This is a genomic window from Sneathiella sp., assembly GCF_047631475.1.
Taxonomy (GTDB): domain Bacteria; phylum Pseudomonadota; class Alphaproteobacteria; order Sneathiellales; family Sneathiellaceae; genus Sneathiella.
Genome location: NZ_JBLHZT010000008.1, coordinates 1 through 23,787, shown reverse-complemented (window position 1 = coordinate 23,787; position 23,787 = coordinate 1). Strand labels below are relative to the sequence as shown.

Sequence of the window (23,787 nt, the reverse complement as noted above, 5' to 3'; positions counted from 1 at the left end):
TTAGGCGTCAAGCGCCCGACAGTCTTCTGCCAACCACCCTATCTCAATCTGTTGTCCCGGCTGAAACCGGGTTTGATTTACCGCATTTCTGGTTTTAACAATAAAGTCTTCATTTCCGGCAACCCTTAGACGGGTCCTGAAAATGTCCCCCATATAAATAAACTCAAGCACCTCTGCTTTCAGTGTATGCACTTCGTCGCCAAGCCGATCACGGTCGAACTCAACCCGCTCAGGACGAATGGAGACCTTGGTTCGTTCTCCAACTTTACTAATATTAACCGGGGTCGTATCGATCAACTCGCCATTATCGAGCCGAACGAGTGCCTGCCCACCGCTGATTTTCTCAACAACGCCTTCAAGCGTATTATTTTCGCCAATAAACTGGGCAACGAAACTGTTTTCAGGCTGTTCATAAAGCTGATCTGGTGGCGCCAGCTGCTGAATGCGGCCATCATCAAACACGGCAACCCGATCAGACATGGTCAACGCCTCGGTCTGGTCATGGGTCACATAGACAACTGTAATATCAAGATCATCGGCAATTCGTTTAATTTCAAACTGCATATGTTCTCGCAACTGCTTGTCCAGCGCGCCCAACGGCTCGTCCATCAGAACCAGCGTTGGATCAAATACCAAGGCGCGAGCAAGTGCAATACGCTGCTGCTGACCGCCCGACAATTGGGCGATACGCCGCGAACCAAACTCGCCCATTTGCACCATCTCTAGGGCGCGCTTAACCTTTGCTTCACGCTCAGACCTGCCCAGCTTTCGAATTTCGAGTGGAAAGGCGAGATTTTCATTCACCGTCATATGTGGGAAAAGAGCATAGTTCTGAAAAACCATGCCGATCCCTCTTTTGTGGGGCGGGATATTGTTAATGCCCTGCCCATCAAGACGGATATCTCCATGCGTGGCGGTCTCAAATCCTGCTAACATCATGAGACAGGTTGTTTTTCCTGACCCTGATGGTCCTAACATTGTTAAGAATTCGCCTTTTGGCATGGAAAGATTCAGATCTTTGACGACCAGGGTCTCGCCGTCATAACTTTTCTGCACGCGTTCGAATTCAACGAACGCCTGCTCCTCCGCTGTATTAGCCAAACTGGCCCCCTCTGTTCTGTAACAAATATTCGTTCGGGCTTTTTACAAACCCGTCTCCCAATTAGTTTGATTAAAACAAAATTCAACCAACAAAACAACAGCTGCTGTAAAAAATTTATTATCCACAGCCAATAGACCGCTTTGCAAATTCTAAAGAGCCTCATGATGTTTATAACTTTTACTTTACAAATTATATAACCTTGTTAGTCACTACTACAAATTAACGAATCTTTCACAATTATTCTTTTAATTATTTGTTTTTTTACTTTTAAATCTACCGTTTTTTAACAAAACTCTTCAACTGCAACTAAATTATTACCGAAATTGTCAAGTATTCATCTCTCGCTCATCTTCTTAATAAGCTTAAGATGGGTAGGTTGGGCGATACTGGCTTTTCCCATTGTTTATCGTTAGGCTAACCATGGTCTTGTGAAACAGTAGGGGGAAACATGCGGATCAATACCAATCCATACCGTCAGAAAGGGTTGCCTGATCAACCCAATTTTGAACCAGGCGACATTGTGGTCAATCCTGAAGCGGCGGTCAGGCTCATGAGTTTGTGTCCCGCCGCTCATTCGACCCCTACGGTATCTTCGTTAAAAATCGCGGAACAAATAGGAATCGCCAACTTATATGTCAAAGATGAAAGAGGCCGCATGGGACTGGGCAGCTTCAAAGCATTAGGCGCGGCCTTTGCGATTGCCAAACAGGCAGCCCCCTATCTGGAGTCCAATCCAGACAGCGCGCCAGAGAACGCACTGAGAGACAAAACATTTGTCTGTGCCAGCGCAGGAAACCATGGCCTTTCCATGGCCGCAGGTGCCCGTATTTTCGGAGCAACGGCGGTCGTCTATCTTTCGCAAACGGTACCAGAAAGCTTTGCCGAAAAGTTAAGAGGAAAAGGGGCAACCGTTATACGCGAGGGGCATGACTACGAGGCCAGTATGGTTGCTGCCCGACAAGCAGCAGACCTTAAAGGGTGGCAACTTCTTTCAGACAGCAGTTGGCTGGGATATTCTGAGCCAGCCCGCGATGTCATGGAAGGGTACCTGATCATTGGATCGGAAATGGAACACCAGATTCCTGAACCCCCGACCCATGTTTTTCTGCAGGCTGGCGTTGGTGGTTTGGCCGCTGGCGTCACCGCAATGTGCCGCCATCTCTGGCAGGAAGGTCCCAAAATTGTTATTGTTGAGCCTGAAGACGCGCCCTGCCTGATCGATAGCATTGAGGCGGGCAAGCCGAGTCGGGCGCACGGGGCCGTCTCAAATATGGGGCGGCTGGATTGTAAGGAGCCATCCCATCTTGCATTGCGGTATTTGGCCCGGGAAGCCGATTACTTCATGACAATCAGTGATACAGAAGCCAAAGCTACTTGTCAGTGGCTCGCCGAGCAGGACCTCGCCTCTACCCCATCAGGCGTTGCAGGCATCGCAGGCTTAAAAACGCTTTGCGAATCTGATGACACTATAGACGGACTTGATCAAACAGCGATTGTCCTTGCAATCCTTTCTGAAGAGGCCACATCTGATGCAACTTGAGCCGGGCATTATCGACTTCGAAACAGCTGAATTTGAGAACAGGCTTCTGAAAGCACAGGCGGCGATGCGCACGGCTAAAATAGACGCTCTGTTTTTCACGAGTGAGGCCGAAATGCGTTACTTCACAGGCTTTCGAACCTTGTTTTGGCAAAGCCCTACGCGGCCTTGGTACCTGATCATTCCGCTGAACGGGAAACCAATTGCAGTCATTCCAGAAATCGGGGCGGCTTTAATGCAAAATACTTGGGTTGAGGATATTCGCACCTGGTCGAGCCCGCATGCTCAGGATGATGGGCTTTCCCTTATTTGTGACGGGCTTAAATCATTTGGTACCATTGGAATGCTTATGGGGCGCGAAAGCGCTCTTCGAATGCCCATAAACGACTTCGGCATGTTAAAAAACATGCTACCTCACTCAGAATTTGTCGATGCAACTCCTCTTGTACAAAAGCTCAGGATGGTAAAATCAACGGCAGAGATAGAACTTATCCAGCAAATTTGTGGCATTGCTTCTTCGAGCTTCGAAAATGCCGCTACCCTATTTCACATCGGGATGCCGTTGGAGGATGTTTTTCGCGCCTTCAAAATTGATTTATTGCGCAACGGTGCCGACGATGTTCCGTATCTGGTTGGCGGAGCGGGTACAGGGGGATATGCCGATGTAATCTCACCGCCTAGCCAGGCCCCGTTAAAAGAGGGCGATATCCTGATGTTGGATACCGGCGCGACCCTCAAGGGCTATTTTTGCGATTTTGACAGAAACTACGCGTTTGGCCATGCGTCAGACACCGCAAAACATGCCTATGAAATCCTAATTTCAGCAACCCGCGCAGCGTTCGACGCGGCTCGTCCCGGATTACGCTGCAGTGACCTTTATCAGATAATAAAAAACACCATCCAGCAGGAAAGCAACGATGTTGGCCGGTTTGGGCATGGTTTGGGCATGCAATTGACGGAGGCCCCGTCCCTTATTCATTTCGATGACACTCTTCTCGCAGAAAATATGGTCATCACCCTTGAGCCCAGCATGAGCGTTGGTGAGGGCCGGATCATGGTTCACGAGGAAAACATTCTCATTCAGGACGGCCCGCCCCGTTATCTTTCACGGCCCGCGCCAGAATGTCTGCCGATAATTTCGGGATAGAACAGAAAGGGTATTGGATGAAGCTGCCATATGACATTGATGATCGCGCGGACAGAAAAACAGCTCTCGGCCTCATTGTCCTGCAGGCCGATGAAACCATTGAAAATGAAATCCGGTCGGTCCTTGATAACGATGCCGTGGGCCTGCTCCATAGCCGCATACCAAGCGGCGCAGACCTCACCCCTGAAACACTTATGCAAATGAAGGCGGACCTTCCGGCTGCCGCTGCGTTATTGCCAAAAAGCGCACAGTTCGATGTTATTGCTTATGCCTGCACATCCGGCGCTACCTATATCGGATCCAAGACAGTCAAAACACTTGTTCAAAACATTCACCCAACGGCGCAGGTTACGGACCCCATGCGCGCCGTTCTGGCTGCTTGTAAAGCGCTCAGGATAAAACGGATTGGATTTATAACCCCGTATATTGAAGAAGTTTCAGATGCCATGCGGACGTTACTGGAACAGAGCGGATTGGAAATTTCTGCCTTTGGCTCATTCTCAGAAGAGCAGGAAGCCATTGTCGCCCGGATCAGTGACCGTTCCATTCTCAAAGCCCTTATTGACCTCAGCAAGCAAAACGATGTAGACGGTCTCTTTGTTTCCTGTACGAACCTCAATAGTTTTTCAATTATCGACGAAGCCGAGCAAAGAACAGGCAAGCCAGTCGTCAGCAGCAATCAAGCCCTCTATTGGCATATGCTCACTCTGGCAGGCCTTCCAACAATCGGGAAAGGCCCAGGCCGCCTTTTTTCCAACAGTTTTTAGGTATTTCCGTTCAAAAAACGCCTTTAACAGACCTTGCAATTCACCTGTGCCTCAGCGGACGGGCTCTTTCACACAATTCCCAGAATTCTTGATCAAAGAAAGCTCTTCTCCGCACGGGCCTTCAATTATCCGATCGCCCTATACTGTTTCTGCGGTGTCTTGGTGTAAGACCGGATTTTCAAAGAAGGCCTTAGCTTGCTCAATCGGAAGAAAAACAAGGGTAACTTCTGTCCCCTCACCCAATTGACTATCCAATTGCAACTCCCCACCTTGTAATTCCATCAGGACTTTCGCGATTGATAGCCCCAACCCCAACCCATCATGTGCCATCAAGTGGCTTTGACGGATCTGTCCGAATTTCTGAAGCGCGATCTGAATATCCTTTTGGGCCATCCCAATACCCGTATCCGTAATTGAGATTGAAACAGAGCCATCAGAAGCGGCCCTGACAGAAGCCGAAATTCTTCCCCCTGCATCCGTAAATTTGATTGCGTTGTCTAACAGATTTAAAACAATTTGCTGAACCCGGATCGGATCAACAAATAACGGCGGTATCTCCTGAGAGATGTCTGTGTCGAACACGATGTTGTTTGCGTTAAATTTCTCCATCTCCATTTGGAAACAGTCTTCCAGAACTTGAGCAATATTGACCTGCTCTGGAGAGATTTGCAGCTTCCCGGTTTCAATCCGCACAACATCCAGCATATCTGTAACCAGTCGTAACAGATGATGTCCTGAGCGGTGAATATGGCCAGCATAATCCCGATATTGAACATTGATCGGCCCAAGGATACCCTTGACCATCATTTCCGAAAATCCATTGATTGCGTTAAGTGGTGTTCTCAGTTCATGGCTCATATTGGATAAAAAACTGTTCTTTGCTTCGTTGGCATCAATCAATTTTTCCAGCGCAGCCTGTAGTTCTTCTTCTTTTGCTTTTTGACTAGACAAGTTAGCCGCAAGGGTCACCCGGCCACCGTCCGGAGTACGGGCTTCCCTATATAGATGCCAACCGTTGCTTCGCTCCACCTCAAATGCCTCGGTCGGTCGGTTGTGTTTTCTCATCCGCTGCCGAATATAGTCCTCTTCCCGACCGATTGCATCGGGTAGTTCACCCGAATAGGCATCCGCTCGCACCAGCTCGAAAAATGACCGCCCCGGACTTAGGATCTTCTGCGCATCGACTGACAGATGCTGCCTGTAGGCATCGTTCCAAACGACCGCATGATCCCGACTATCAAAAATCGCAACAGCTTCGCTCAACGACCGGATTGCCTCTGCCAGCTGTTCATTGCGCGTGATACTGTCATTGACCCTGAGCGCCAGAATAACCGCATAGGAAAACAGAAGAAGAAGGATCCCATAAGGTCCGAGATATGTCGTTTTCACCAAACCGTTTGCATGTAAAATATCGTGAATAGCGAACACAACCAACGTCGTGACGCCGGATACGATCAGCCAGCTGCCGGATACGCGTCGCTTCAGTACATAACGAATTTCTACAAAGCAAGCGACGGAAACGACCAAAAGATGAAAAGAAATTATATAAATTGTCTCGAGCGGTAGTCCACCAAGCCAGAAAATAACAAAAAGTGAAATAAAAACCGTTTGGTAAAGGATATAGTAGGAAACGACCAAGCTCGCCCGTCTCGGACTGAAATGATGAATAAATTCATATGTGAACGCTATCAGAAAGGCGGCACTGACATACGACAATCTCTCTGAAACCAAATAAGGAATGGACGGGAATAGCTCCACCACCGTAGACGTCACAGTCATCATGTAGACAGCCGAACAGAAAGACATCACATAGAGAACAAAATAGATCCGTTCTCGAAAGCGTCCCAAATGAAGGATCATTAAAAACGCCCCCAGACAAAACAGGGCTCCCGACAAAAAAACGTCGCGAGACAACTCACCCATATGGTCTAAATGCTGGGCTTTTTCCGGTCCAAGGGTAAAAGAACTGAAAAATCCACCTCCGGAATAACCGATGTGGTTCGAGACATGGACGACGATATCAAGTGTTCCCGCCGCGCCCTTCAAGGATCCGACGTCCCGGGTAACAACCGCGCGCTCAGTATCTGCGGTTTTACCGGGAACACCCGACTGCATCCATTGTTCGCCATTAACATAAAGGCGATAGGCAGATTGAACCCGCTTTAAATAGAAGGCCAGATCGGCAGGTTGATCAGGCAACAAAACTTTCAGGCGGTACGTTGCATAGCCGTATTTTCCAAGAATTTCACCGTGATTTTCCAAACCCAGCCAGATGCCTGGAACCGCATGATAAATTGGAGTAGCCTTTGTTGTGCTGATTTCGGCAGGCTCGATAAATTCCTGCCAGTAAAAGGCCCATTCACCCGCAAGCTCCAGTCGTCCTTCATCCTGAAAATTCCAATTACGCAAGTCCAGCACACCTTTATTGGCGACCGGTTTATCAGGTTGCTCCTCAGCAACAACACTGAATTGGAAACCAAAAAAAAGGACCAAAACCAACCAAAGGCTTGCCGTTTGGCGCCTGAACAGAAACATAGAACCCCATCAACCAAATACTTGCAACTTCAACCAACCATGCTAATAAAGCATTTAAAAATTTATTAAAATTGCCTCTTTTATTGGTTAAATCTCGAGAATTTAGCCATTTTTTCGCGTGGGATGCATTGCTTGTTCATTGTATATTATTGTTCGCGATCTATATGTTAGATCTATTGTTTCGGGAAAAGGGACAGGGATGGATTCTGTCACACAATTTGTTCTGGGCGCGGGTATTGGTGCCGCGTTCCTTGGAAAACGCCACGGACTGCGTAAAGCCGCCTTAACAGGTGGATTGTTGGGAACCCTGCCTGACCTTGACGTCTTCTGGAACTATGGTGGTCCCCTCGAAAACTTCGTCTTTCATCGTTCTGCGACACACTCGCTGGTTCTTCAAACGATCATCACCCCTTTGCTGGCAGAAGGTCTTTGGCGGGTCTTCAAAAAACCATTGGATGGCAGGTTTACCTTCTATCTTATGGTCTGGTTGTGCCTGATCACCCATGCCCTTCTGGACGCAGTCACCATCTATGGGACCCAGTTATTCTGGCCAATAACAAACCACCCTTTTGGCATTGGCTCTGTGTTTATCATCGACCCTTTATACACGTTACCATTACTGTTCGTTGTGGTTTGGGCACTAATCCGTCCAACTTGGACAAAAGCCTATAAAAAGGCCCTGACAGTCGCATTTTGCCTGTCCACCCTCTATCTGGGATGGTCCGTTGTCGCTCAGGACTGGATGAAAAACAGAGCCATCGAACATTTTGCCAGTCGCAACATTCCAACAGATCAGGTCTTGGTCGTCCCGTTGCCCTTCTCCACCTTGGCCTGGAAAGCCATCGCCGTTCAGGGAGGCACCTATACAAACCTGTATTTACCGCTCGTAGAAACTGACGACACCCCCCTTTTTTACAGGCACAAAAGATGGCCGCAAAATCTCACCTGTGCGCAATTGGGCGGCTATCCGGCACACGAAATTCTTCGGGCATTTACCAAAGGATATTACAGCCTTACACAGGCAACAGATAAAAAATTAGTGCAAGCAGATTTGAGGATGGGTCTGACTCCAAACTATGTTTTCCGTTTTAAATTAGAAAATGGGGTAGGTGCCATTGAAGGGGTAAATAATCTTGCAGAGCGGGTAGCGTCCCGTCGGTCACAAGAAGGAGATTTCCCATGGCTGTTCAAAATGATGACAGGAGAAATCAAACCGCGCCCTGCAGAAGAGGCGAACATCTTCCCGCACCAACAAATTGCGCAGATGCAGCCACACCATAACTGCTCGAAAACAGGGTAATACTGCCCCGAGCCCTCCCTGTCAGGGCCCCGCATTACTCTAGACTTTTTCGGTTTCAGCGGACTTCATTTTATACCCGGCAACCAAAAAATCGATAAAGGCCCGAACCGAGGGCAAGAGACCACGGCGGGAGGGAAAGATCGCCTGCACGGTTCCCGCCACAGGGCGCCATGACGGCAAAACATCGACAAGTGCCCCCGTACGAAGGGCCTCTTCGGCAACCATACTTGGCAGTTGAACAACTCCAATCCCTTCGATTGCGGCATATAACAGCTGCGACATATCATCCGTCACCAACCGAGGAGTATGCGGCAACCGCATATGCGCGTCATCGGGACCGTCCAGTTCCCACACATGCTCTTGATTGGGCTGATTTAAATCAAGACTAGGAAGTGAAGACAAATCAAGAGGCCTGATCGGGCTTTCGATACTTTCGATCAATTTTGGGCTTCCTACAATCTGCTGTTTGCTTCGCCCCAATGCGCGCACTTTCAGGTCTGAGTTTTCCGCTGGCGGAAATCTTACACGGATGGCAACATCCACCCCTTCACCGATAACGTCCACACGTCTGGACGTTGATTGCAGCTCGACAGTAACAAGAGGATTAGCGGCCATATACCGCGCCACCATCTCTCCCACTTCAAAACAGACAAGTGCCGGCGGGGCGCTCACTCTAATGACACCTTGCGGGCCGGAAAGTGAGCGATCTATGACCTCTTGCGCGGCTTCTGCCTCGACCATCATTGCAACACAGTGATTGTAATAAGCCCGGCCGATTTCTGTAACTTTTAACTTGCGGGTAGACCGTTGGATCAAGCGGACATTAAGCCGCTCCTCCAAGACCATTATACGGCGGCTCAGCTTGGACCGCGGCACACCGAGTGCACGACCTGCGGCGGCGTAGCTGCCGTGGTCAACCACTTGTGCGAAATAGAATAGATCATTGAGATTTTGCATGGTTCATTGTCTTATAAATAGAACAGTCTAGTCAATTTTAGCCTACTTTTCTTTTTATTGTCTCACAATATCTTTCTAATCAAGCAATCCGGCAAATCCAACACCTGAAAGGAGACAAGCCCATGAGACAAATTCTTGCAATTCGTAGTGCGCCCCATCAGCACTGGGTGGGCGATGGCTTCCCTGTCCGAACAATGCTTTCACACCGTGAACAAGGTCAACATATTAGTCCGTTCATCATGCTCGACTATGCGGGTCCAGCACATTTTGAACCAACGGAACGACGCCGCGGCGTTGGTGCCCATCCCCACAAAGGTTTCGAGACAGTCACAATTGTTTATGACGGGGAAGTTGAACATCTGGATTCCACGGGCGCCGGTGGCACAATCGGCCCCGGCGATGTACAATGGATGACAGCGGCGTCCGGCATTGTACATGAAGAATACCATTCCCCGGCATTTGCCGAGAAAGGGGGTACTTTTGAAATGGTACAGCTCTGGGTAAATCTTCCGGCCAAAGATAAGCTGGCCAAACCCGGCTATCAAACTTTAGTCAATGAGGAAATCCCAAACGTTGATCTTCCCAATGACGCCGGAAAGTTACGCGTTATTGCAGGCAACTATCTTACCGTTTCAGGCCCTGCCCGCACATTCACACCGATCAATATGTGGGACATACGGCTCATGCGCGACAAATCGGTGACCCTCGATATTCCAAACGGACATACAGTCTCTGTACTTGTGCTTTCCGGTACAGTTGAAATTAATGGTCAAGAGATAGCCCGTGAAACCCAAATGGTCCTGCTCGGCCGGGAAGGCGGCGGCGTATCTATAGAAGCCAATAGTGACGCTAAACTCCTCGTTTTGACAGGCGAGCCGATTGATGAACCGGTCGTCGCGCATGGCCCTTTTGTTATGAACACAACGGCTGAAATCAACCAGGCGATTGCCGAATTCCAACGAGATGGTTTTGGCGCCTTACGGAAGGCAGGAACAGTATAGGTCTGGGAAGGTTGCCGCGTTTTCGCCGCAACCTTCTTCCAGTGTTTATCGGCTTTGATCAGCAGCCCTGAATGCAGATCTTCATTTGGAAAAAAGGAGACGACAATGACAAAAACCTATAACCGCCTTGACAAAGACAATGCAGCAGTTCTGCTTGTTGATCACCAGACCGGATTACTTTCGCTTGTTCGTGATTTTGATCCGGACAAATTCAAAAACAATGTTTTGGCGCTTGCAGATTTGGCTGAATATTTCAACCTGCCGACTATCCTGACAACCAGTTTTGAAGATGGTCCAAACGGCCCGATGGTCCCCGAGCTAAAAGAAAAATTCGCGGACGCACCTTACATCGCCCGTCCCGGTCAAATCAACGCGTGGGACAACAAGGATTTCGTCAATGCAATCAAGGCAACCGGGAAAAAGCAATTGATCATAGCCGGTGTCGTAACTGAAGTTTGCGTCGCCTTTCCCGCCCTTTCTGCCATCGAGGAAGGGTTCGAAGTGTTTGTTGTTACCGACGCATCTGGTACGTTTAACGAAGTAACGCGACATTCGGCGTGGAGCCGGATGGAACAGTCTGGCGCCCAACTGATGACATGGTTTGGTGTCGCTTGTGAATTACACCGAGACTGGCGCAACGATATTGAAGGTTTGGGGACACTGTTCTCGAACCATATTCCCGATTATCGAAACCTGATGAACGCTTACATTGCGATCCAAGGCAGGAAGTAAGGTTTAACTTTAACCAGGAGACGAAGAAAATGAGCTGGAACCCCTCAATTGAACCCGGATGTCCCGATGAAATTGGAGCTGACGCCATCGAAACACTTATTATACCTCGCGCCCACGATTTGGGCAGTTTCGAGGTGCGGCGGGCTCTTCCATCCAGAAAAAGACAAATGGTGGGTCCATTCATTTTCTTCGATCAAGCGGGGCCGGCAGACTTCGTGACCGGTCAGGGCGTTGATGTCCGGCCTCATCCGCATATCGGTTTGGCAACAGTAACCTATCTTTACCGAGGAGAGTTTCAGCATCGTGATAGTCTCGGCACCAACCAACTTATTCTGCCCGGCGCCGTCAACTGGATGGTTGCGGGTAAAGGGGTGACCCACTCTGAACGGACAAGCGAAGAGACCCGAAAAAATCCACATAGTCTATTCGGGATTCAAACCTGGGTTGCTCTGCCTGAAAACAAAGAAGAAACCGCCCCCAGTTTTGAACATCATGCTGAAACAACGCTTCCAGTGATTAGCGATCATGGCGTTAGCGTACGGCTCATTCTCGGGCGAGCATACGGGGAAAAGGCCCCAGTTAGCGTATTCTCTGACATGTTTTATGCAGACGTAAACTTACAGCCCAATATTCGCTTTCCCCTTCCGGACGACCACGAAGACCGGGGATTATATGTGGTTGATGGTAGCGTGACCATTGCCGGGCAAACGTTTAAAGCTGGGCAAATGATGGTGTTTCGCCCAAAAGACGCGATCACGATTGCGGCTGGATCACAAGGTGCACAGATTATGATCCTGGGAGGGGAAACTCTCGCCGGTCCCCGCTATGTGTGGTGGAATTTTGTTTCTTCCAGCAAGGAAAAGATAGAAGAAGCAAAACATCAATGGAAACTTGCAGACTGGGGCAACGGGCAATTTGATTTGCCGCCGGATGACCGAGATGAATTCATTCCATTACCAGATTTCTAATCCCTGTTTAAATGGCAGGGTATCTGCTTCGACCATACGATATCCGTCAAAATACTTATCCAAAAAAAGCGAAGGATGTCCTCCATTTGCAATTGCCCGAAGACCTATTTAAGATAACTGTGAATTGAGGATTATAGCATGAGCTCAAACGTAAAATGGCAATTGTCAGGCAGTGCTGCGGAATTATACGAGCAGTAATTGGTGCCTGTGATTTTCGTACCTTGGGCCCAACATCTTCTTAGCAAGGCTGTTCCCCAAGAAGGTGAAAACATACTAGATGTCGCCTGCGGCACTGGTATCGTCGCGAGAATGGCTAAATCCAGGGTTGGACCATCAGGAAACGTTGCCGGTGTTGATTTGAATTCTGGCATGCTGAATGTTGCAAAATCTATTGTTGGCAGCTCCCGGATAAATTGCATAGAGGCTGATGTCGGCAATATACCGCTTGAAAGCAAGTCATTTGATAAAGCCTATTGCCAACAAGGACTGCAATTCTTTCCGAATAAAGTGGGTGCCTTAAAGGAAATACACCGCCTTCTGCGTTCAGGCGGGAAATGTCTGGTCGTTGCCGCACAATCGCTCGAGCAGCACCCTTTAATGAATAGTCAGGTGGCCGCACTAACGAAGCATATTGACGCAAATGCGGCCGCAGGTATACGAGCTGTTTGCAGCTTACCGAATGGGAATGAAATCGCTGAATATTTTAAGGAAGCAGGGTTCGATAAAGTCAGTTGGGAAACTGTCGATTTGACTTTGCTGCATAAGGACGGCCGCGCATTCATACAAAACGGCATAATGTCCACGCCCTTGGCCGGCATAATAGCGACTTGGTCTGATACCGATCGCAATGCTCTCTTGGACGACATTCTTGAGGGACTTAGCACTTGCTTTGATGGCAAAGCGCTCACTTTCCCGCACATATCCAGCGTTGTCATGGGAACAAAAGCATAAGCTAGCCGGCTAAAACCGTCGCCAAGAACTTTCACAAAAACCATTTCATCCGCTTTGGGCAAACATCGATCGAAAACAACCTGAACGCAGAGCCTATCAAACGTTACCCATTTTTTTTACGCATCGCGTTGAAGTGCGCAAAATATCTGTGCCCTGCCACTTGATTAATTATTGTCTTCTAATGTTGCCCTCGCTACCATAAATCAGAATTCAGAAAGGTAATCAGCGAGGGGGAACGATCTTGAAATTTCGTGAAACCTATCGGACGGTTGTTGCGCCATCAGACTGTGACCATCTCGGACACATGAATGTTTCAAGGTATTTTGCCGCTTGTAGCGACGGCGTTATTACCTTCCAAACTGAACTAGGTCTTGGACCCGAGGATGTTCGAAGCGGAAGACAACTTTCTTTTGCAGTGGTTCGAGCCGAAAGCGATTTCAAATCTGAGGTTACGGCAGGTGAAGTCATATTCTTGAAAACCGGTGTCCAAGAAATTGGTGGGAAATCAATGATTTTCTGCCATCAACTTGTTCGCGCCGAAAATGACCAGATTGTATTTGAAACGATCTTCAGGTGCGTTCTTCTTGATCTCAACAGTCGAAAAGCCGTCCTTATACCAGACGACATACGCAAAAAAGCCGAAACATTTCTACCTTAGTTTCGATGAGATGGAGCAAGACAATGGAGGAACAGGATGGAACTATCCGGTGCATGTGCTTTCATTACTGGAGGGTCAGGCGGCCTCGGTTCTGTTATCGCCGTTGCTCTTGCCAAGGAAGGGGTAGACATCGCCATTGGATATCGCAATGGATTAGCCAGAGCCGAAAGAGTTAAAGCCGCCGCTGAAAAAACCGGACAGAAAGCGGTACTCATCAAAATTGATCAAAGCGATCCAGATTCCATTGAACAAGCTATCTTAAAGGTCTCAGAAAACTTCGCTGGATGCGATCTGTTGGTCAATAACGCCGGGATGGCGGCCGGGGGACATAGCTTGCCTTACGGCGATCTTGCCGCAATGACCCCGGAAATATGGGATGAAATGATGACAGTCAATGTACGAGGGCCTTATCTTGTTTCTCGCGCCGCGGCGCCTTTTCTACGCAAATCCAAATGGGGGCGGATTGTGAATCTAGGATCCACTATTGGGATCGGGCCGTGGGGTGCCGGCGCGCCATATGCCCCCAGCAAAGGCGCAATCGGGCCGCTAACCCGTTATTTGGCGGCCGCTCTCGCGCCGGAAGTCACCGTCAATTGTGTAGCCCCTGGACTAATGGAAGATACCATGATGAGCAGCGGTGCACCGGAGAGTTTTGTCGAAGGATGGCGGACCCGCGCAGTTTTGGAAAAGACCACTTCTTTAGAGGATGTCGCCTCACACGTAGTAGCATTTTGCAAAAGTGAAACCGTCACAGGTCAGGTACTGGTCGCCGATGGCGGCATCCATTTCAATTGACCCATTCGCAGAGGCTTAGGCCCTTTCCAACATCTCAAAAAAATACCAAACGGTGATCAGGTGAGTCTCTCCTGAATTTCAGAAGACAACCAATTAGTGAAGGCCATGACGTTTTTATTGCGTTGATTATGGGGGGGCACAACAAGGTAATAGGTCAAACCTGCAATTTCACCCGGCAAACCATCGCTAGTATAAGGAACAAGCCATTGTTCTTTCACAGCATTTCTAACCAGTATTGAGCTAACCAAGGCAATACCTTGACCTGCCAATGCGGCTTGAATAACGTGATGTTCCTGATCGAACCGCCTTACAATGAAGTTCGCTTGGTTCTCTTCGCACCTATGTTGACTGACCACCGCTTCCCAGGTAATGGACGGCAATGATTTATTCATCCACTCGGTTTCAAGAAGCTGAGCATCCTTTAGGGTCGTGACGCTATCCAGATATCTTGGCGTAGCATACATGCCAAACTTTTCGGTGACGAGTTTTGAAGCATGGGGCGATGCAGGATCGTACTGCCCATAACTGATCGCAAGGTCAATGCGACGATCGTGCAACACATCAACTTTTTGCTCTCCCGTTTGAATGGCAACCTCGATGCCAGGATTTTCTTCGTAAAACTTATCCAGGTTTGGCACCAGCCACATGGAAGCAAACGATGATGTTGTACTGATCGTCAATATCTCCGCTGAACCGACGATATTGTTAACAGTTTCAGTGAGTTGCCGAAAGACATTGAATGTCGTGTCCAGAAGGAGTTCTCCGTCTCTGGTCAACTTTACAGCACGGGTTTGGCGCTCAAACAGGCGCGTTCCAAGCCCCTCCTCCAATGCCTTGATTTGGTGAGAGATAGCCGTTGGTGTGACATTCAATTCTTCGGCGGCTTTCTTAAAGCTTTTTAGCCGTGCAGCCGCATCAAAGGTCCTAAGGACGTTAAGGGATGGAAGCTTCGGGTACATCAGTCAGCCCACCATGAATTATATAAATTCATCTATAGATAAGAAATCACCATTCGTCAAACTCGTCTTCAAGGGCAATATTACTTTCAATGGATACCAGGACCCACGAAAGGATATCAGATGAAGACCCTTTTGCATATTGACTCTAGCGCGAGAAAAACAACCAACTCGACACCTGCATATAATTCTGTATCAAAATCAATCGCCGCCACGTTTTTGAAGAAATGGCGAACCTTGAACAATGAAGATAAAATCATCCATCGGGATGTTGGCGTTAACCCACCAGATTTTATCAACCAAGACTGGATTGCCGCGGTTTTTACGCCAGATGACGCAAAAACTGACGCGCAAAAGGCCTTGCTTTCCCTATCGGATACTTTGATCAGTGAGCTGGAGCAGGCTGACATCATTGTCATGTCATCCTCCATGTACAATTACGGCATGCCAGCTGCTTTGAAGGCCTGGTTTGATCAGGTCATCCGCATCCACAAGACATTCACCTTTGACCTGGCGCGTGGGGACTTTCCATTAGAGCCTATTATGTCTGGAAAAATACTGGTTCTGATAACGTCCAGTGGCGAGTTTGGTTTCGGGGTTGGTGATATCCGCGAAAAAATGAACCATCTCGGCCCACATATACGGACACTCAGTCACTATTTGGGTGTTGGAACCGTCCATGAAATCAACGCTGAATATCAGGAATTCAACGACGACCGGCATTTGGCGTCTGTCAAAAACGCCCACAAGTCAGCAGAAGCGCTCGCTCTCAAACTGGCCAGCCGATAAGAATGAGCCAATGAATAGTAAAAGCCCCGGATTTCAGATCCGAGGCGCTTACCTTGATTAACAATGTCGCCATCGTTAACGGTTTACAAGGACCGGGGACCGGGTTTAACGTCATTCTGATCCTTAGCGTCCGGCGCACTTGGGTAAGCATTGGATCAACAATCTTTGCCTGTTCCGGCGAAAAATACAATGTTATACGACAATTGATCCCAAACCTGCTAAATACAATATTGACCAATCCACCATAAAGAAAACATGTATCAATAGAGTGATATGTGACCCCGGCATCTTGCATTGACGGTCGCCGCTCTGTCGGTGTTTATGTAGACGCTAAAGAATTCGAAGAACTTCAGCGAAGACAGAGGGAGACTTGTAATTTAGGTGCCTTCCGATTGTTATTTTGATGGGTTTTATTCCGGTTCCGACTGTAAGGTTTCCAATATTATGATTATTTGCAACCCTACCAAAACAAAGCAATGCAAATGTTCCTTATGAACCGTATCGGCCCAAGCAAAATATAATCTATAGTAATCCATCTCAAATGAATCTAGTCTTTTTGCGAAGGAGTGAATTCATGGATAAAGTAATAAACGTTAAAACACCGGAACACCTTCCGTCCTTTTTCACCGCTCCAGGGGAAACCGACGGGCTGTTTGTTGGTGTTGTAATTTTCATGATTGCTCTTCTTCTTGCATTTGGAAATATCTATTTCAAACTTCATGCGATCCCCGAGAAAATGGCGCATGGCATAAATAGTATCCAATTCCAGTTGGTCGGCATTTTATCTCTTTTGGCTCTGTTCACTCATAATAACCTCTTTTGGGTATTTGCACTGCTACTTGCAGTTATACGTATTCCAGACTTCATCTCTCCGTTAAATACGATTGCCCGCGCGGCCAAACGACTTTCAGATCGGAGAGACAACTAAATGATTGAAATATTTCTCTGCTCTTTGCTGACTGTCCTACCGGACTATCTCTACCGACGATATGTACTTGATATGCGTTGGGGGAGAGAACTGACCCTCTTTTCAGTCTGGTATCATCTTCGCTGGGGTATTACCTGTTGTGTGCTTTTGGCTTTGTCACTGATAACAATCATATTTTACTATCACCCGACAACGAACAATGTTTCGTCATTCTTTCGGACGGTTACCATCGTCTCAGAGACCGGCGGCCGGGTTAAAGAGATATTTGTTGAAAACAATCAAGACGTCAAAGCAGGGGATTTAATTTTCAAGCTCGATGACAAAATCCAAACGGCGAATGTTGAGATCGCACAGCGAAAAGTCTCTGAAATTGATTCAGCACTGATTGTCGCGACTTCCGAACTAAAAGCGGCAAAATCCGCAATCACTCAGGCTAAAAGTGCCTACGAGAAGGTTTTAGATGAGCTTAGGCGTAAAGAGGAACTGGCAAAAAGAAAGAACAGCGTTGTTTCTAGAAGTGAATTACAAAGCTTTCGTTATCAAGCAGATATTCAAAAGGCCGCTATTTCGGTCGCTGTTGCTAATGCAGAGGCTGTAGAATCTAAGTTGACAAGTCTTCTACCGGCACAACGTGAAAGCGCCCTCTCTGCGCTGGATAAAGCGAAAGAAGAATTAGCCAAAACATCAATCTATGCGGGCATCTCTGGCCGGATCCAACAGTTTGCACTTAAAGTCGGGGAGTATGTAAACCCATTCTTCCGTCCGGCAGGTATCCTAGTACCTGTGGTGGACGACGTTCAACGTTTCCAAGCCGGTTTTGACCAGATTTCGGCGCAGGTTCTTACAAGCGGCATGGCTGCAGAAATTACATGTTTTTCGGCACCGTTTGAAATCGTCCCAATGGTCATTGTCGATGTCCAAGATGTCATTGCTTCGGGACAGTTCCGCCCCTCAAACGAGCTACGAGATATTCAACAGACAGCGCGTCCCGGTACGCTGACCGTCTTAATGGAACCCATTTATCCGGAACAGGTGAAATCAATACCGCCTGGCAGCAAATGTATCGTAAATGCCTATACGAACAATCATCAACAGTTGGAAGATCCTGAAACGGGCTTTATGAAGGCTATTTTCCTTCATATTGTAGACGCAACCGCCCTTGTTCACGCCGCTATATTACGTATCCAGGCTCTGTTGCTCCCTGTCAAAATACTTGTACTCTCGGGTCACTAGAAACTCATCATTTGCAACAAGCGCTGTTTGCATCCCTCCCCTATCGGGATCAAAGCCTAATAGTTGGAACCGAGCAAGACTACATCTCCAGTTGTTGCCCGTTTGTTGACGCGTATAGTAGCAAGAAGGCTCTTGATTGAGATGTCCCCGGAATTCTAAGCATCTTACAGTTTAGAAAGGAATCCAGGGGTTTTAGGCGATGGCCGGCATTCGTCTATCTGCTTTAGATATTGTGCTGGTCAGTTAATAGCCCGGTGACAGGTAAAAACATGTGTCGCTACTAGCAAAACCGTTTTCGGTACCATCAAATCATTGGCGGATTACCTCATATTTTTCTTTCGCTAAACGCCCACACCGTTTCCGCTGTCAAATGAGCCTCTGATCGCTGGCAAGGCACTAACCCGTCCAACTTAATGACTTTGACGAATTCTTTTCTAGGGAATGGACTTGGCCTTCGCGCGATTTGGCGAGTACACAAGAGCGGCTTCGGCCAGAAACCTGCCAAAGGTGTGTTTGAATGCCACTTTTCAAAAGATCAAATCTGCAATCAAAGTAGCCCCATGGTGGCCCTTCTGTTTTGGTCTTTTTCTTCCGCCGTGCTTCCAGAACTAAATATGCGTGCAGTATTAACGCAAAAACGCTGTAATCTGTTGAAGTCACGCCGTTTGTTCGGTTTCGGGGATAAGATTTATTGTGCCCTGGGGCTTTGCCCATGACATATTCCTTCTCCGCAATAATAATGTGAATTTCAAAACGAAGATCGGGAAACGCACTTCATCGCAACGAATAGAATTGATGTAACATTTTCGGTCCGCGTTGAGCGTCGTCGCCTGGCCCATTCCACAGATGGTCCTGAAAATCATCTGAAACCATCTCATCGAGAAGTGATGTGTTCCATTCCTGGGACACTTCTTTATATAGTTGGCAAATTGCTGCCTTGTTTCTTTCGAAATCCATTACAAGCAAGGCTACAAATAGGTCTCACAAACGTCAAGTATGACGGCGCACTTTACGAAGACTAGCGTGTTTAATAACAGCAGCCCGTAAAACCTGAAATAGAGATTAAGACTGTTACTGGCGCTTTTCAGACTCTTTGAGATTGACAAATTTACGTCTGTATTTTCACCATAAGCTGAGGCTATTTGGAAAACGAATTAAAATCCATTTTCAATGCTCGTCATAAGAAGTCTAACCAGAAGTGTATTCAGGCTAGTGAAAATATCCGTTCGCGACCCGTAAGAGACATTTATTTTGTGTTATTCGTAACATTTCTCATCATTCGAAAGTTGTCATATAGTGTGATGATTATCCATACGTTCGATTTTCGTGATATAGTGAGGAAAAATTGAGGATTGCCTTGATCTGACCACTTAAGGCTTTGTGACAAAAAATACGTACTTTTTTAACAGGTTTCACTTTCCTATATTTTGGAACAGTTGGCCCCGTACTTGCCGGCAGTTCTGTATTCTTTGCCTGTAACGAGGTCCCACCCTACAAGATGGAGAACAATGCCTCCGGTCTATCTGGGTTTGATGTTGAATCTCTAGAATAGTCTTTCAAGCGGGTGGGCATTTCTTTAGATATCCAGTACATGCCCTGGAAGCGCCTTGGAAGAAGCGCGTAGCGGTAGAGTAAATGGCGTGTGCAGTTGTTCGCACACGCAAGATAGGGATAATTACCTCCTTTTTTCGTCTCCTTTAGGTAAGGCTTCCTCAGGCTTGCTCAGCCTGAAGGAACATAATTTTTTCCAGCTTGAACACGATTGAAGGATTTGGGCGTAAATCAGTTGGCGTGATCAGAGGGTATAATATACTTGATAAACTTCGCGCCGCCAAACTAGAGAATACTGTTGAACTCTCAAACGAACGACAGGGTTTGTAATTGCTTCTGAAAGGTCGGCTTGACTACTACTAGAGCTATGCAGCACCAACTCGTTTCTATCTGGGTCAACTAAAACAATCAAACAAGGTTTCTTACGGCGAAATTAACTTCTCTAACTATTATGCTTGCTTTAGTAAATCTGCAGAAGGATCGGAAGCGCTATTGGTGAAATTTAATGCCGGCTAGGTGCAAATTAATAAAGATGGAACATTTGACAAAATTCTGGACAAATATCGATAGCATGGTTTCGCTTAAGTTTTGTTGTCCACAATCATTCCTTCCCTGACTGCTGTTGGCAAATAACAAACTAATTCTAACCTTGCAAAAAGAATTCTATTTTAACGCCTTTATCCGACATTTTTCCGGATAAAGTCTGGTAAATAGTGCAAAGCGGATCAAGATTTGGGCCACTGAGAAGGCTGATATTAACCCAATACGGTCCTTAGGCTAGTTGGACCAGCTGCAGCAAGCTAATATTGCTTATCTTTCGCGGAGGTGCTAATCTTAATTCAAGCGATCTCATGAAACTCCTAATCAATTCTGAGGAATTGAAATGTCCGCCGAATATCGCATCGACCTTTCTAATGGAATAATTTTCAGCAAGGGAGAAGGCGTGCTTACAACACAGGAAATTCGGACACACAACAAGAGGCTTCGCGAAGACCCGGATTTTGACCCAAATTACAATCAACTTATCGAAATTCGTGTCACTCAATTTGCGATACCTGAGGAAGATGTGAAAAAGATTGCGGCCCAAGAAGACATATTCAGCGGCCAAAGCAAAAGGGCCTTCGTCGCAGAGACTGACTATGCATTCGGGATGTGTCGAATGTTACAGATATACAGCGATTCCTCTGGCGCCCACAGCGAGGTGTTTCGCGATATGGACGAAGCCCGCCGCTGGCTCGGGCTAGACTGAGCAGCATACTCAAACTGAACCCCATGCGCGAGCTGCCGGTGCCTCCGCCTCCCCCATCGTTTTCCTTATCTCGGCTACTGGCACATAGCAGAACTAAAGGTTTTATTAATGTGGACCGTTTTAATGTCTGCCGTTGGACGGAGAACTGACCTTGCAACATAGATGCCCCTCTTGCCAACTTTGTAGATATTCACATCAATGGGCCTCCTCTGGACCGCGCATTTGCCGCAAAAATGAAGGTAATACACCGCTGCAATCATAGTTGAACAATATTTTTGCAGATAATGAACGAAGCCGTCGAGTTTGCTTCCAGAACTGAATGTCCGGAATTATCTATTAACGAAAAAAGCCGATACTTCTTTGAGTTAATGGGATTAATTTGGTTGCGCCAGTAGTATTTGAACCTACGACCTTCATGTTATGAGCCTACTTCGCTGCCACAATAACAATTTCTACCTTATAATCAGACGTTGCTAGCGTGCTTTCGCTGCACGCCCAGGTCGCCGGGTTCTGCGGGCCGATCCAAGTGTCCCAGACCGCATTCCTTTCGGCCATGTCTGAGTGCCATATCGTTGCCTGCAGCATCTGCACTTTTCTGCTGCTAACCATCGCTAGCGATCCCCCTATCTTTGTACGGATAGCCTTGGTTGGCTCCGTAACGCGTTTTCCCGCCGCACCAACCTGGGCCACGAGATAAAAACCGTATTTCCTTGGACAATTGCCTGGCTCATTCTGGGCGTGGCGTCAAAGCACTAATTTTTTAAATGTTACCCTTCTTATTAATTTTCCTGGCGTTCTTCCCGCCAAAACCCCAGTTTCTGCTGGGCCACCCGATCGGAGAAGCTGAAAATAATAGCCTCGTCATTCGCTTCATGTGTCACCCATTTCCAGCTCGGGGCCACAAAAATATCCTTTGGCCCCCAATCAAATGTCGTTCCATCAATCTGGCTCTGCCCACACCCCTCGACAACGACGAAAATTGTTGCATCCGTTGACCGATAGGATGAGCTCTTGAACGATTTTGGCAACAGCTGCATGAAGGCGGCAATCGTCGGCATGGCAAAACCGCCATCAACCGGATTGGAATAACGCAACTTCAGGCCATGGCAAGGATCCCATTCTTCCTGAACCTCCATTTTTCGCAACGCCTCGCGGCTTCTCACATAGGGATAATTGAAGATGGGTGACGTTAGCCGTTGCTTTTCAAAGTCGACAGGCAGCATATTCGCGCCATATCTTGCCAATGAATCCCCTGTCGCACGTGCGACTGGCTGCTCGTCTATGTTAAAAGGCTCCGCGAAAGAGGCATCGAAAAACGAAAGCATCGGAATATCCAGGCCATCCAGCCAAATCATCGGATCATTGCTTTGATTACCGTGATCGTGCCAGGACATCGGCGGCGTGATAACAAAATCGCCGATATTCATAAGCGTTTTCTCGCCATCCACAGTCGTATGCGCGTTAGCACCCTCAAGAACGAACCGGAGCGCCGACTGGCTATGACGATGGGCAGGTGCCACTTCGCCCGGCAACACAAGCTGCAACCCGGCATAGATCGATGTCGTAATTTTACTCGCCCCTCGCAATCCCGGATTTTCCAGAATGAGCACGCGCCGTTCCGCTTCCTTTGCCGTAATCAGCGTGCCCGACTCTAGTAGAAATTCTCTTATTATGCTGTAACGCCAGAGGTACGGCAGACAGGCACTTTTTGGCTCCGGCGTAATGATATCCGACATGACAGCCCAAAGCGGCGTCATATGGTCTTCACCGATTTTAGCGTAAAAGGCCTCTCTCGCGGTTGTAACTGCCGGCTTGTCTGTATTGCTCATAACTGCAACCCCTCATCCCAAACCCGGTTTTCGATATAGCCCGCTGAGCCGATGATACTATTCTGCCGTTCTCCATGACTGCAAGACCTCATCTCGCACAATCGCTCTTGCACCAAAGGGATGATAGATAGTTTCCTCAATAAGGCTAGAGTTTATCTCAGCGAGCCTCTTGCACTTTGCTTCCATTATTATTTCCGGGCAACAAAAACCGCTGAGTGGCTTTTAGCAAAGCCGTTGATGTTTTGTTTTATTTGAATGAATTGACTTTGTTTGTCGCGGAGACTGGGTGATTGCCGTTTTTTAGGCGGTTGCAGAGGTTCCAATAGTGCTTAAAGCACTCGAAGCATCCCATTGGTAGCCCTTCTTTGTGCTTCCAGAGTTCTTGCAGCCGAAGAGCCCGCTAACGAGAGAACGCCGCCATATCATTGATATAACGGCGTTTAAATTTGTTTTTGTGTTTAGGATTTAGCTTTGCTGCCCTTGGGGCTGTTTCGCGATGCGAAGCATTGCAGGCCCGGCGGGTGAACCTACTCAGGATTCAAAACGCAAAAACGCCGCTAAGCGATTAACTCAGCGGCGTTTAGATTTGGTTTTGTGGTTAGGATTTTGCTCGGGACTATGCCCCTCTCTGCACCTTCGCAGCTACCGCTGCTTGTTATGAACCTTGCCTTCAAGCACTTGCTTCCGCACTTCATATATTCGTTAGAGTTGTTAACATAAAAAACGCCGTAACCTGTTGAGATTACGACGTTTAATTTGGTTGCGGGGGTAGGATTTGAACCTACGACCTTCAGGTTATGAG

Annotated in this window: 19 protein-coding genes and 1 pseudogene; 14 read left to right on the top strand and 6 right to left on the bottom strand. The window is 47.7% G+C overall.

What is annotated here, in order from left to right; genetic code table 11:
• Positions 1–1,101, bottom strand: a complete 1,101-nt coding sequence (locus ACJAYR_RS05000; protein ID WP_415235574.1) for an ABC transporter ATP-binding protein — start codon at positions 1,099–1,101, stop codon at positions 1–3.
• Positions 1,102–1,550: 449 nt separating this feature from the next.
• Here ACJAYR_RS05000 and ACJAYR_RS04995 point away from each other — a divergent pair, with 449 nt between their 5' ends.
• Genes ACJAYR_RS04995 through ACJAYR_RS04985 form a run of 3 tightly spaced genes read left to right on the top strand, consistent with a single transcriptional unit; the run spans position 1,551 to position 4,553 of the window.
• Positions 1,551–2,642, top strand: coding sequence for a pyridoxal-phosphate dependent enzyme (locus ACJAYR_RS04995; protein WP_415235573.1), 1,092 nt, complete (start codon positions 1,551–1,553; stop codon positions 2,640–2,642).
• Positions 2,632–3,786, top strand: a complete 1,155-nt coding sequence (locus ACJAYR_RS04990; RefSeq protein ID WP_415235572.1) for a M24 family metallopeptidase — start codon at positions 2,632–2,634, stop codon at positions 3,784–3,786. Before ACJAYR_RS04995 ends, ACJAYR_RS04990 begins: the two co-directional genes overlap by 11 nt.
• 17 nt (positions 3,787–3,803) lie before the next feature.
• Positions 3,804–4,553 (top strand): Asp/Glu racemase, encoded by a 750-nt coding sequence (locus ACJAYR_RS04985; RefSeq protein WP_415235571.1) that lies wholly within the window; start codon positions 3,804–3,806, stop codon positions 4,551–4,553.
• Between the two features lie 138 nt (positions 4,554–4,691).
• Here the strand turns inward: ACJAYR_RS04985 and ACJAYR_RS04980 are convergent, their stop codons facing one another.
• The gene (locus tag ACJAYR_RS04980; RefSeq protein WP_415235570.1) at positions 4,692–7,088 is read right to left on the bottom strand and encodes a sensor histidine kinase; all 2,397 of its coding nucleotides are present in this window, start codon (positions 7,086–7,088) and stop codon (positions 4,692–4,694) included.
• 199 nt (positions 7,089–7,287) lie between these two features.
• On the opposite strand from ACJAYR_RS04980, the gene ACJAYR_RS04975 reads away from it, so the two are divergent.
• Entirely contained in the window at positions 7,288–8,388 is a 1,101-nt protein-coding gene (locus ACJAYR_RS04975; protein WP_415235569.1) for a metal-dependent hydrolase, read from the top strand.
• 39 nt (positions 8,389–8,427) lie between these two features.
• On the opposite strand, the gene ACJAYR_RS04970 is transcribed toward ACJAYR_RS04975, so the two are convergent.
• Complete coding sequence (locus tag ACJAYR_RS04970) at positions 8,428–9,345, bottom strand: LysR substrate-binding domain-containing protein (RefSeq protein ID WP_415235568.1); 918 nt, start codon at positions 9,343–9,345, stop codon at positions 8,428–8,430.
• Between the two features lie 122 nt (positions 9,346–9,467).
• Between ACJAYR_RS04970 and ACJAYR_RS04965 the strand changes: the two genes are divergently transcribed.
• The 6 genes from ACJAYR_RS04965 (at position 9,468) to ACJAYR_RS04940 (ending at position 14,450) form a co-directional block, all read left to right on the top strand.
• Positions 9,468–10,346 carry a pirin family protein gene (locus tag ACJAYR_RS04965; protein WP_415235567.1) on the top strand — a complete coding sequence of 293 codons (879 nt, stop codon included), beginning with the start codon at positions 9,468–9,470 and terminating at the stop codon, positions 10,344–10,346.
• 105 nt (positions 10,347–10,451) lie between these two features.
• Positions 10,452–11,078 carry an isochorismate family cysteine hydrolase YcaC gene (gene ycaC, locus ACJAYR_RS04960; RefSeq protein ID WP_415235566.1) on the top strand — a complete coding sequence of 209 codons (627 nt, stop codon included), beginning with the start codon at positions 10,452–10,454 and terminating at the stop codon, positions 11,076–11,078.
• Positions 11,079–11,107: 29 nt separating this feature from the next.
• Entirely contained in the window at positions 11,108–12,046 is a 939-nt protein-coding gene (locus tag ACJAYR_RS04955; RefSeq protein ID WP_415235565.1) for a pirin family protein, read from the top strand.
• Between the two features lie 201 nt (positions 12,047–12,247).
• On the top strand, positions 12,248–12,997 hold the full coding sequence (locus tag ACJAYR_RS04950; RefSeq protein WP_415235564.1) for a methyltransferase domain-containing protein: 750 nt from the start codon (positions 12,248–12,250) through the stop codon (positions 12,995–12,997).
• A gap of 241 nt (positions 12,998–13,238) precedes the next feature.
• Positions 13,239–13,655 (top strand): acyl-CoA thioesterase, encoded by a 417-nt coding sequence (locus ACJAYR_RS04945; protein WP_415235563.1) that lies wholly within the window; start codon positions 13,239–13,241, stop codon positions 13,653–13,655.
• Positions 13,656–13,691: 36 nt separating this feature from the next.
• Positions 13,692–14,450, top strand: coding sequence for an SDR family NAD(P)-dependent oxidoreductase (locus ACJAYR_RS04940; protein ID WP_415235562.1), 759 nt, complete (start codon positions 13,692–13,694; stop codon positions 14,448–14,450).
• 56 nt (positions 14,451–14,506) lie between these two features.
• Here the strand turns inward: ACJAYR_RS04940 and ACJAYR_RS04935 are convergent, their stop codons facing one another.
• Positions 14,507–15,409: a LysR substrate-binding domain-containing protein gene (locus tag ACJAYR_RS04935; protein WP_415235561.1), complete on the bottom strand. Its 903-nt coding sequence runs from the start codon at positions 15,407–15,409 to the stop codon at positions 14,507–14,509.
• Between the two features lie 120 nt (positions 15,410–15,529).
• On the opposite strand from ACJAYR_RS04935, the gene ACJAYR_RS04930 reads away from it, so the two are divergent.
• The 4 genes from ACJAYR_RS04930 to ACJAYR_RS04915 all read left to right on the top strand — a co-directional run bounded on the left by ACJAYR_RS04930 (position 15,530) and on the right by ACJAYR_RS04915 (position 21,156).
• Positions 15,530–16,195 (top strand): FMN-dependent NADH-azoreductase, encoded by a 666-nt coding sequence (locus tag ACJAYR_RS04930; RefSeq protein WP_415235560.1) that lies wholly within the window; start codon positions 15,530–15,532, stop codon positions 16,193–16,195.
• A gap of 574 nt (positions 16,196–16,769) precedes the next feature.
• Positions 16,770–17,123, top strand: coding sequence for a hypothetical protein (locus ACJAYR_RS04925; RefSeq protein WP_415235559.1), 354 nt, complete (start codon positions 16,770–16,772; stop codon positions 17,121–17,123).
• Complete coding sequence (locus ACJAYR_RS04920; RefSeq protein WP_415235558.1) at positions 17,124–18,356, top strand: HlyD family secretion protein; 1,233 nt, start codon at positions 17,124–17,126, stop codon at positions 18,354–18,356.
• 2,434 nt (positions 18,357–20,790) lie between these two features.
• Positions 20,791–21,156 (top strand): hypothetical protein, encoded by a 366-nt coding sequence (locus ACJAYR_RS04915; RefSeq protein WP_415235557.1) that lies wholly within the window; start codon positions 20,791–20,793, stop codon positions 21,154–21,156.
• A 426-nt stretch (positions 21,157–21,582) separates the two neighbouring features.
• Here ACJAYR_RS04915 and ACJAYR_RS04910 read toward each other — a convergent pair.
• Together ACJAYR_RS04910 and gtdA are read right to left on the bottom strand one after the other, a co-directional pair.
• Positions 21,583–21,887, bottom strand: a pseudogene (locus tag ACJAYR_RS04910) (Rid family hydrolase).
• Between the two features lie 48 nt (positions 21,888–21,935).
• The gene (gene gtdA / locus ACJAYR_RS04905; protein ID WP_415235556.1) at positions 21,936–22,985 is read right to left on the bottom strand and encodes a gentisate 1,2-dioxygenase; all 1,050 of its coding nucleotides are present in this window, start codon (positions 22,983–22,985) and stop codon (positions 21,936–21,938) included.
• Positions 22,986–23,787 lie beyond the last annotated feature (802 nt).

Excerpts from the sequence above, each read along its gene's own strand:
- ACJAYR_RS04935 (WP_415235561.1), bottom strand. The coding sequence starts at position 15,409 with ATGTACCCGAAGCTTCCATCCCTTAACGTCCTTAGGACCTTTGATGCG.
- ACJAYR_RS04940 (WP_415235562.1), top strand. The coding sequence starts at position 13,692 with ATGGAACTATCCGGTGCATGTGCTTTCATTACTGGAGGGTCAGGCGGC.
- ACJAYR_RS04965 (WP_415235567.1), top strand. The coding sequence starts at position 9,468 with ATGAGACAAATTCTTGCAATTCGTAGTGCGCCCCATCAGCACTGGGTG.
- gtdA (WP_415235556.1), bottom strand. The coding sequence starts at position 22,985 with ATGAGCAATACAGACAAGCCGGCAGTTACAACCGCGAGAGAGGCCTTT.
- ACJAYR_RS04975 (WP_415235569.1), top strand. The coding sequence starts at position 7,288 with ATGGATTCTGTCACACAATTTGTTCTGGGCGCGGGTATTGGTGCCGCG.
- ACJAYR_RS04980 (WP_415235570.1), bottom strand. The coding sequence starts at position 7,088 with ATGTTTCTGTTCAGGCGCCAAACGGCAAGCCTTTGGTTGGTTTTGGTC.
- ACJAYR_RS04970 (WP_415235568.1), bottom strand. The coding sequence starts at position 9,345 with ATGCAAAATCTCAATGATCTATTCTATTTCGCACAAGTGGTTGACCAC.
- ACJAYR_RS04990 (WP_415235572.1), top strand. The coding sequence starts at position 2,632 with ATGCAACTTGAGCCGGGCATTATCGACTTCGAAACAGCTGAATTTGAG.
- ACJAYR_RS04920 (WP_415235558.1), top strand. The coding sequence starts at position 17,124 with ATGATTGAAATATTTCTCTGCTCTTTGCTGACTGTCCTACCGGACTAT.
- ACJAYR_RS04955 (WP_415235565.1), top strand. The coding sequence starts at position 11,108 with ATGAGCTGGAACCCCTCAATTGAACCCGGATGTCCCGATGAAATTGGA.
- ACJAYR_RS04925 (WP_415235559.1), top strand. The coding sequence starts at position 16,770 with ATGGATAAAGTAATAAACGTTAAAACACCGGAACACCTTCCGTCCTTT.
- ACJAYR_RS04915 (WP_415235557.1), top strand. The coding sequence starts at position 20,791 with ATGTCCGCCGAATATCGCATCGACCTTTCTAATGGAATAATTTTCAGC.
- ACJAYR_RS04995 (WP_415235573.1), top strand. The coding sequence starts at position 1,551 with ATGCGGATCAATACCAATCCATACCGTCAGAAAGGGTTGCCTGATCAA.
- ACJAYR_RS04985 (WP_415235571.1), top strand. The coding sequence starts at position 3,804 with ATGAAGCTGCCATATGACATTGATGATCGCGCGGACAGAAAAACAGCT.
- ycaC (WP_415235566.1), top strand. The coding sequence starts at position 10,452 with ATGACAAAAACCTATAACCGCCTTGACAAAGACAATGCAGCAGTTCTG.
- ACJAYR_RS04930 (WP_415235560.1), top strand. The coding sequence starts at position 15,530 with ATGAAGACCCTTTTGCATATTGACTCTAGCGCGAGAAAAACAACCAAC.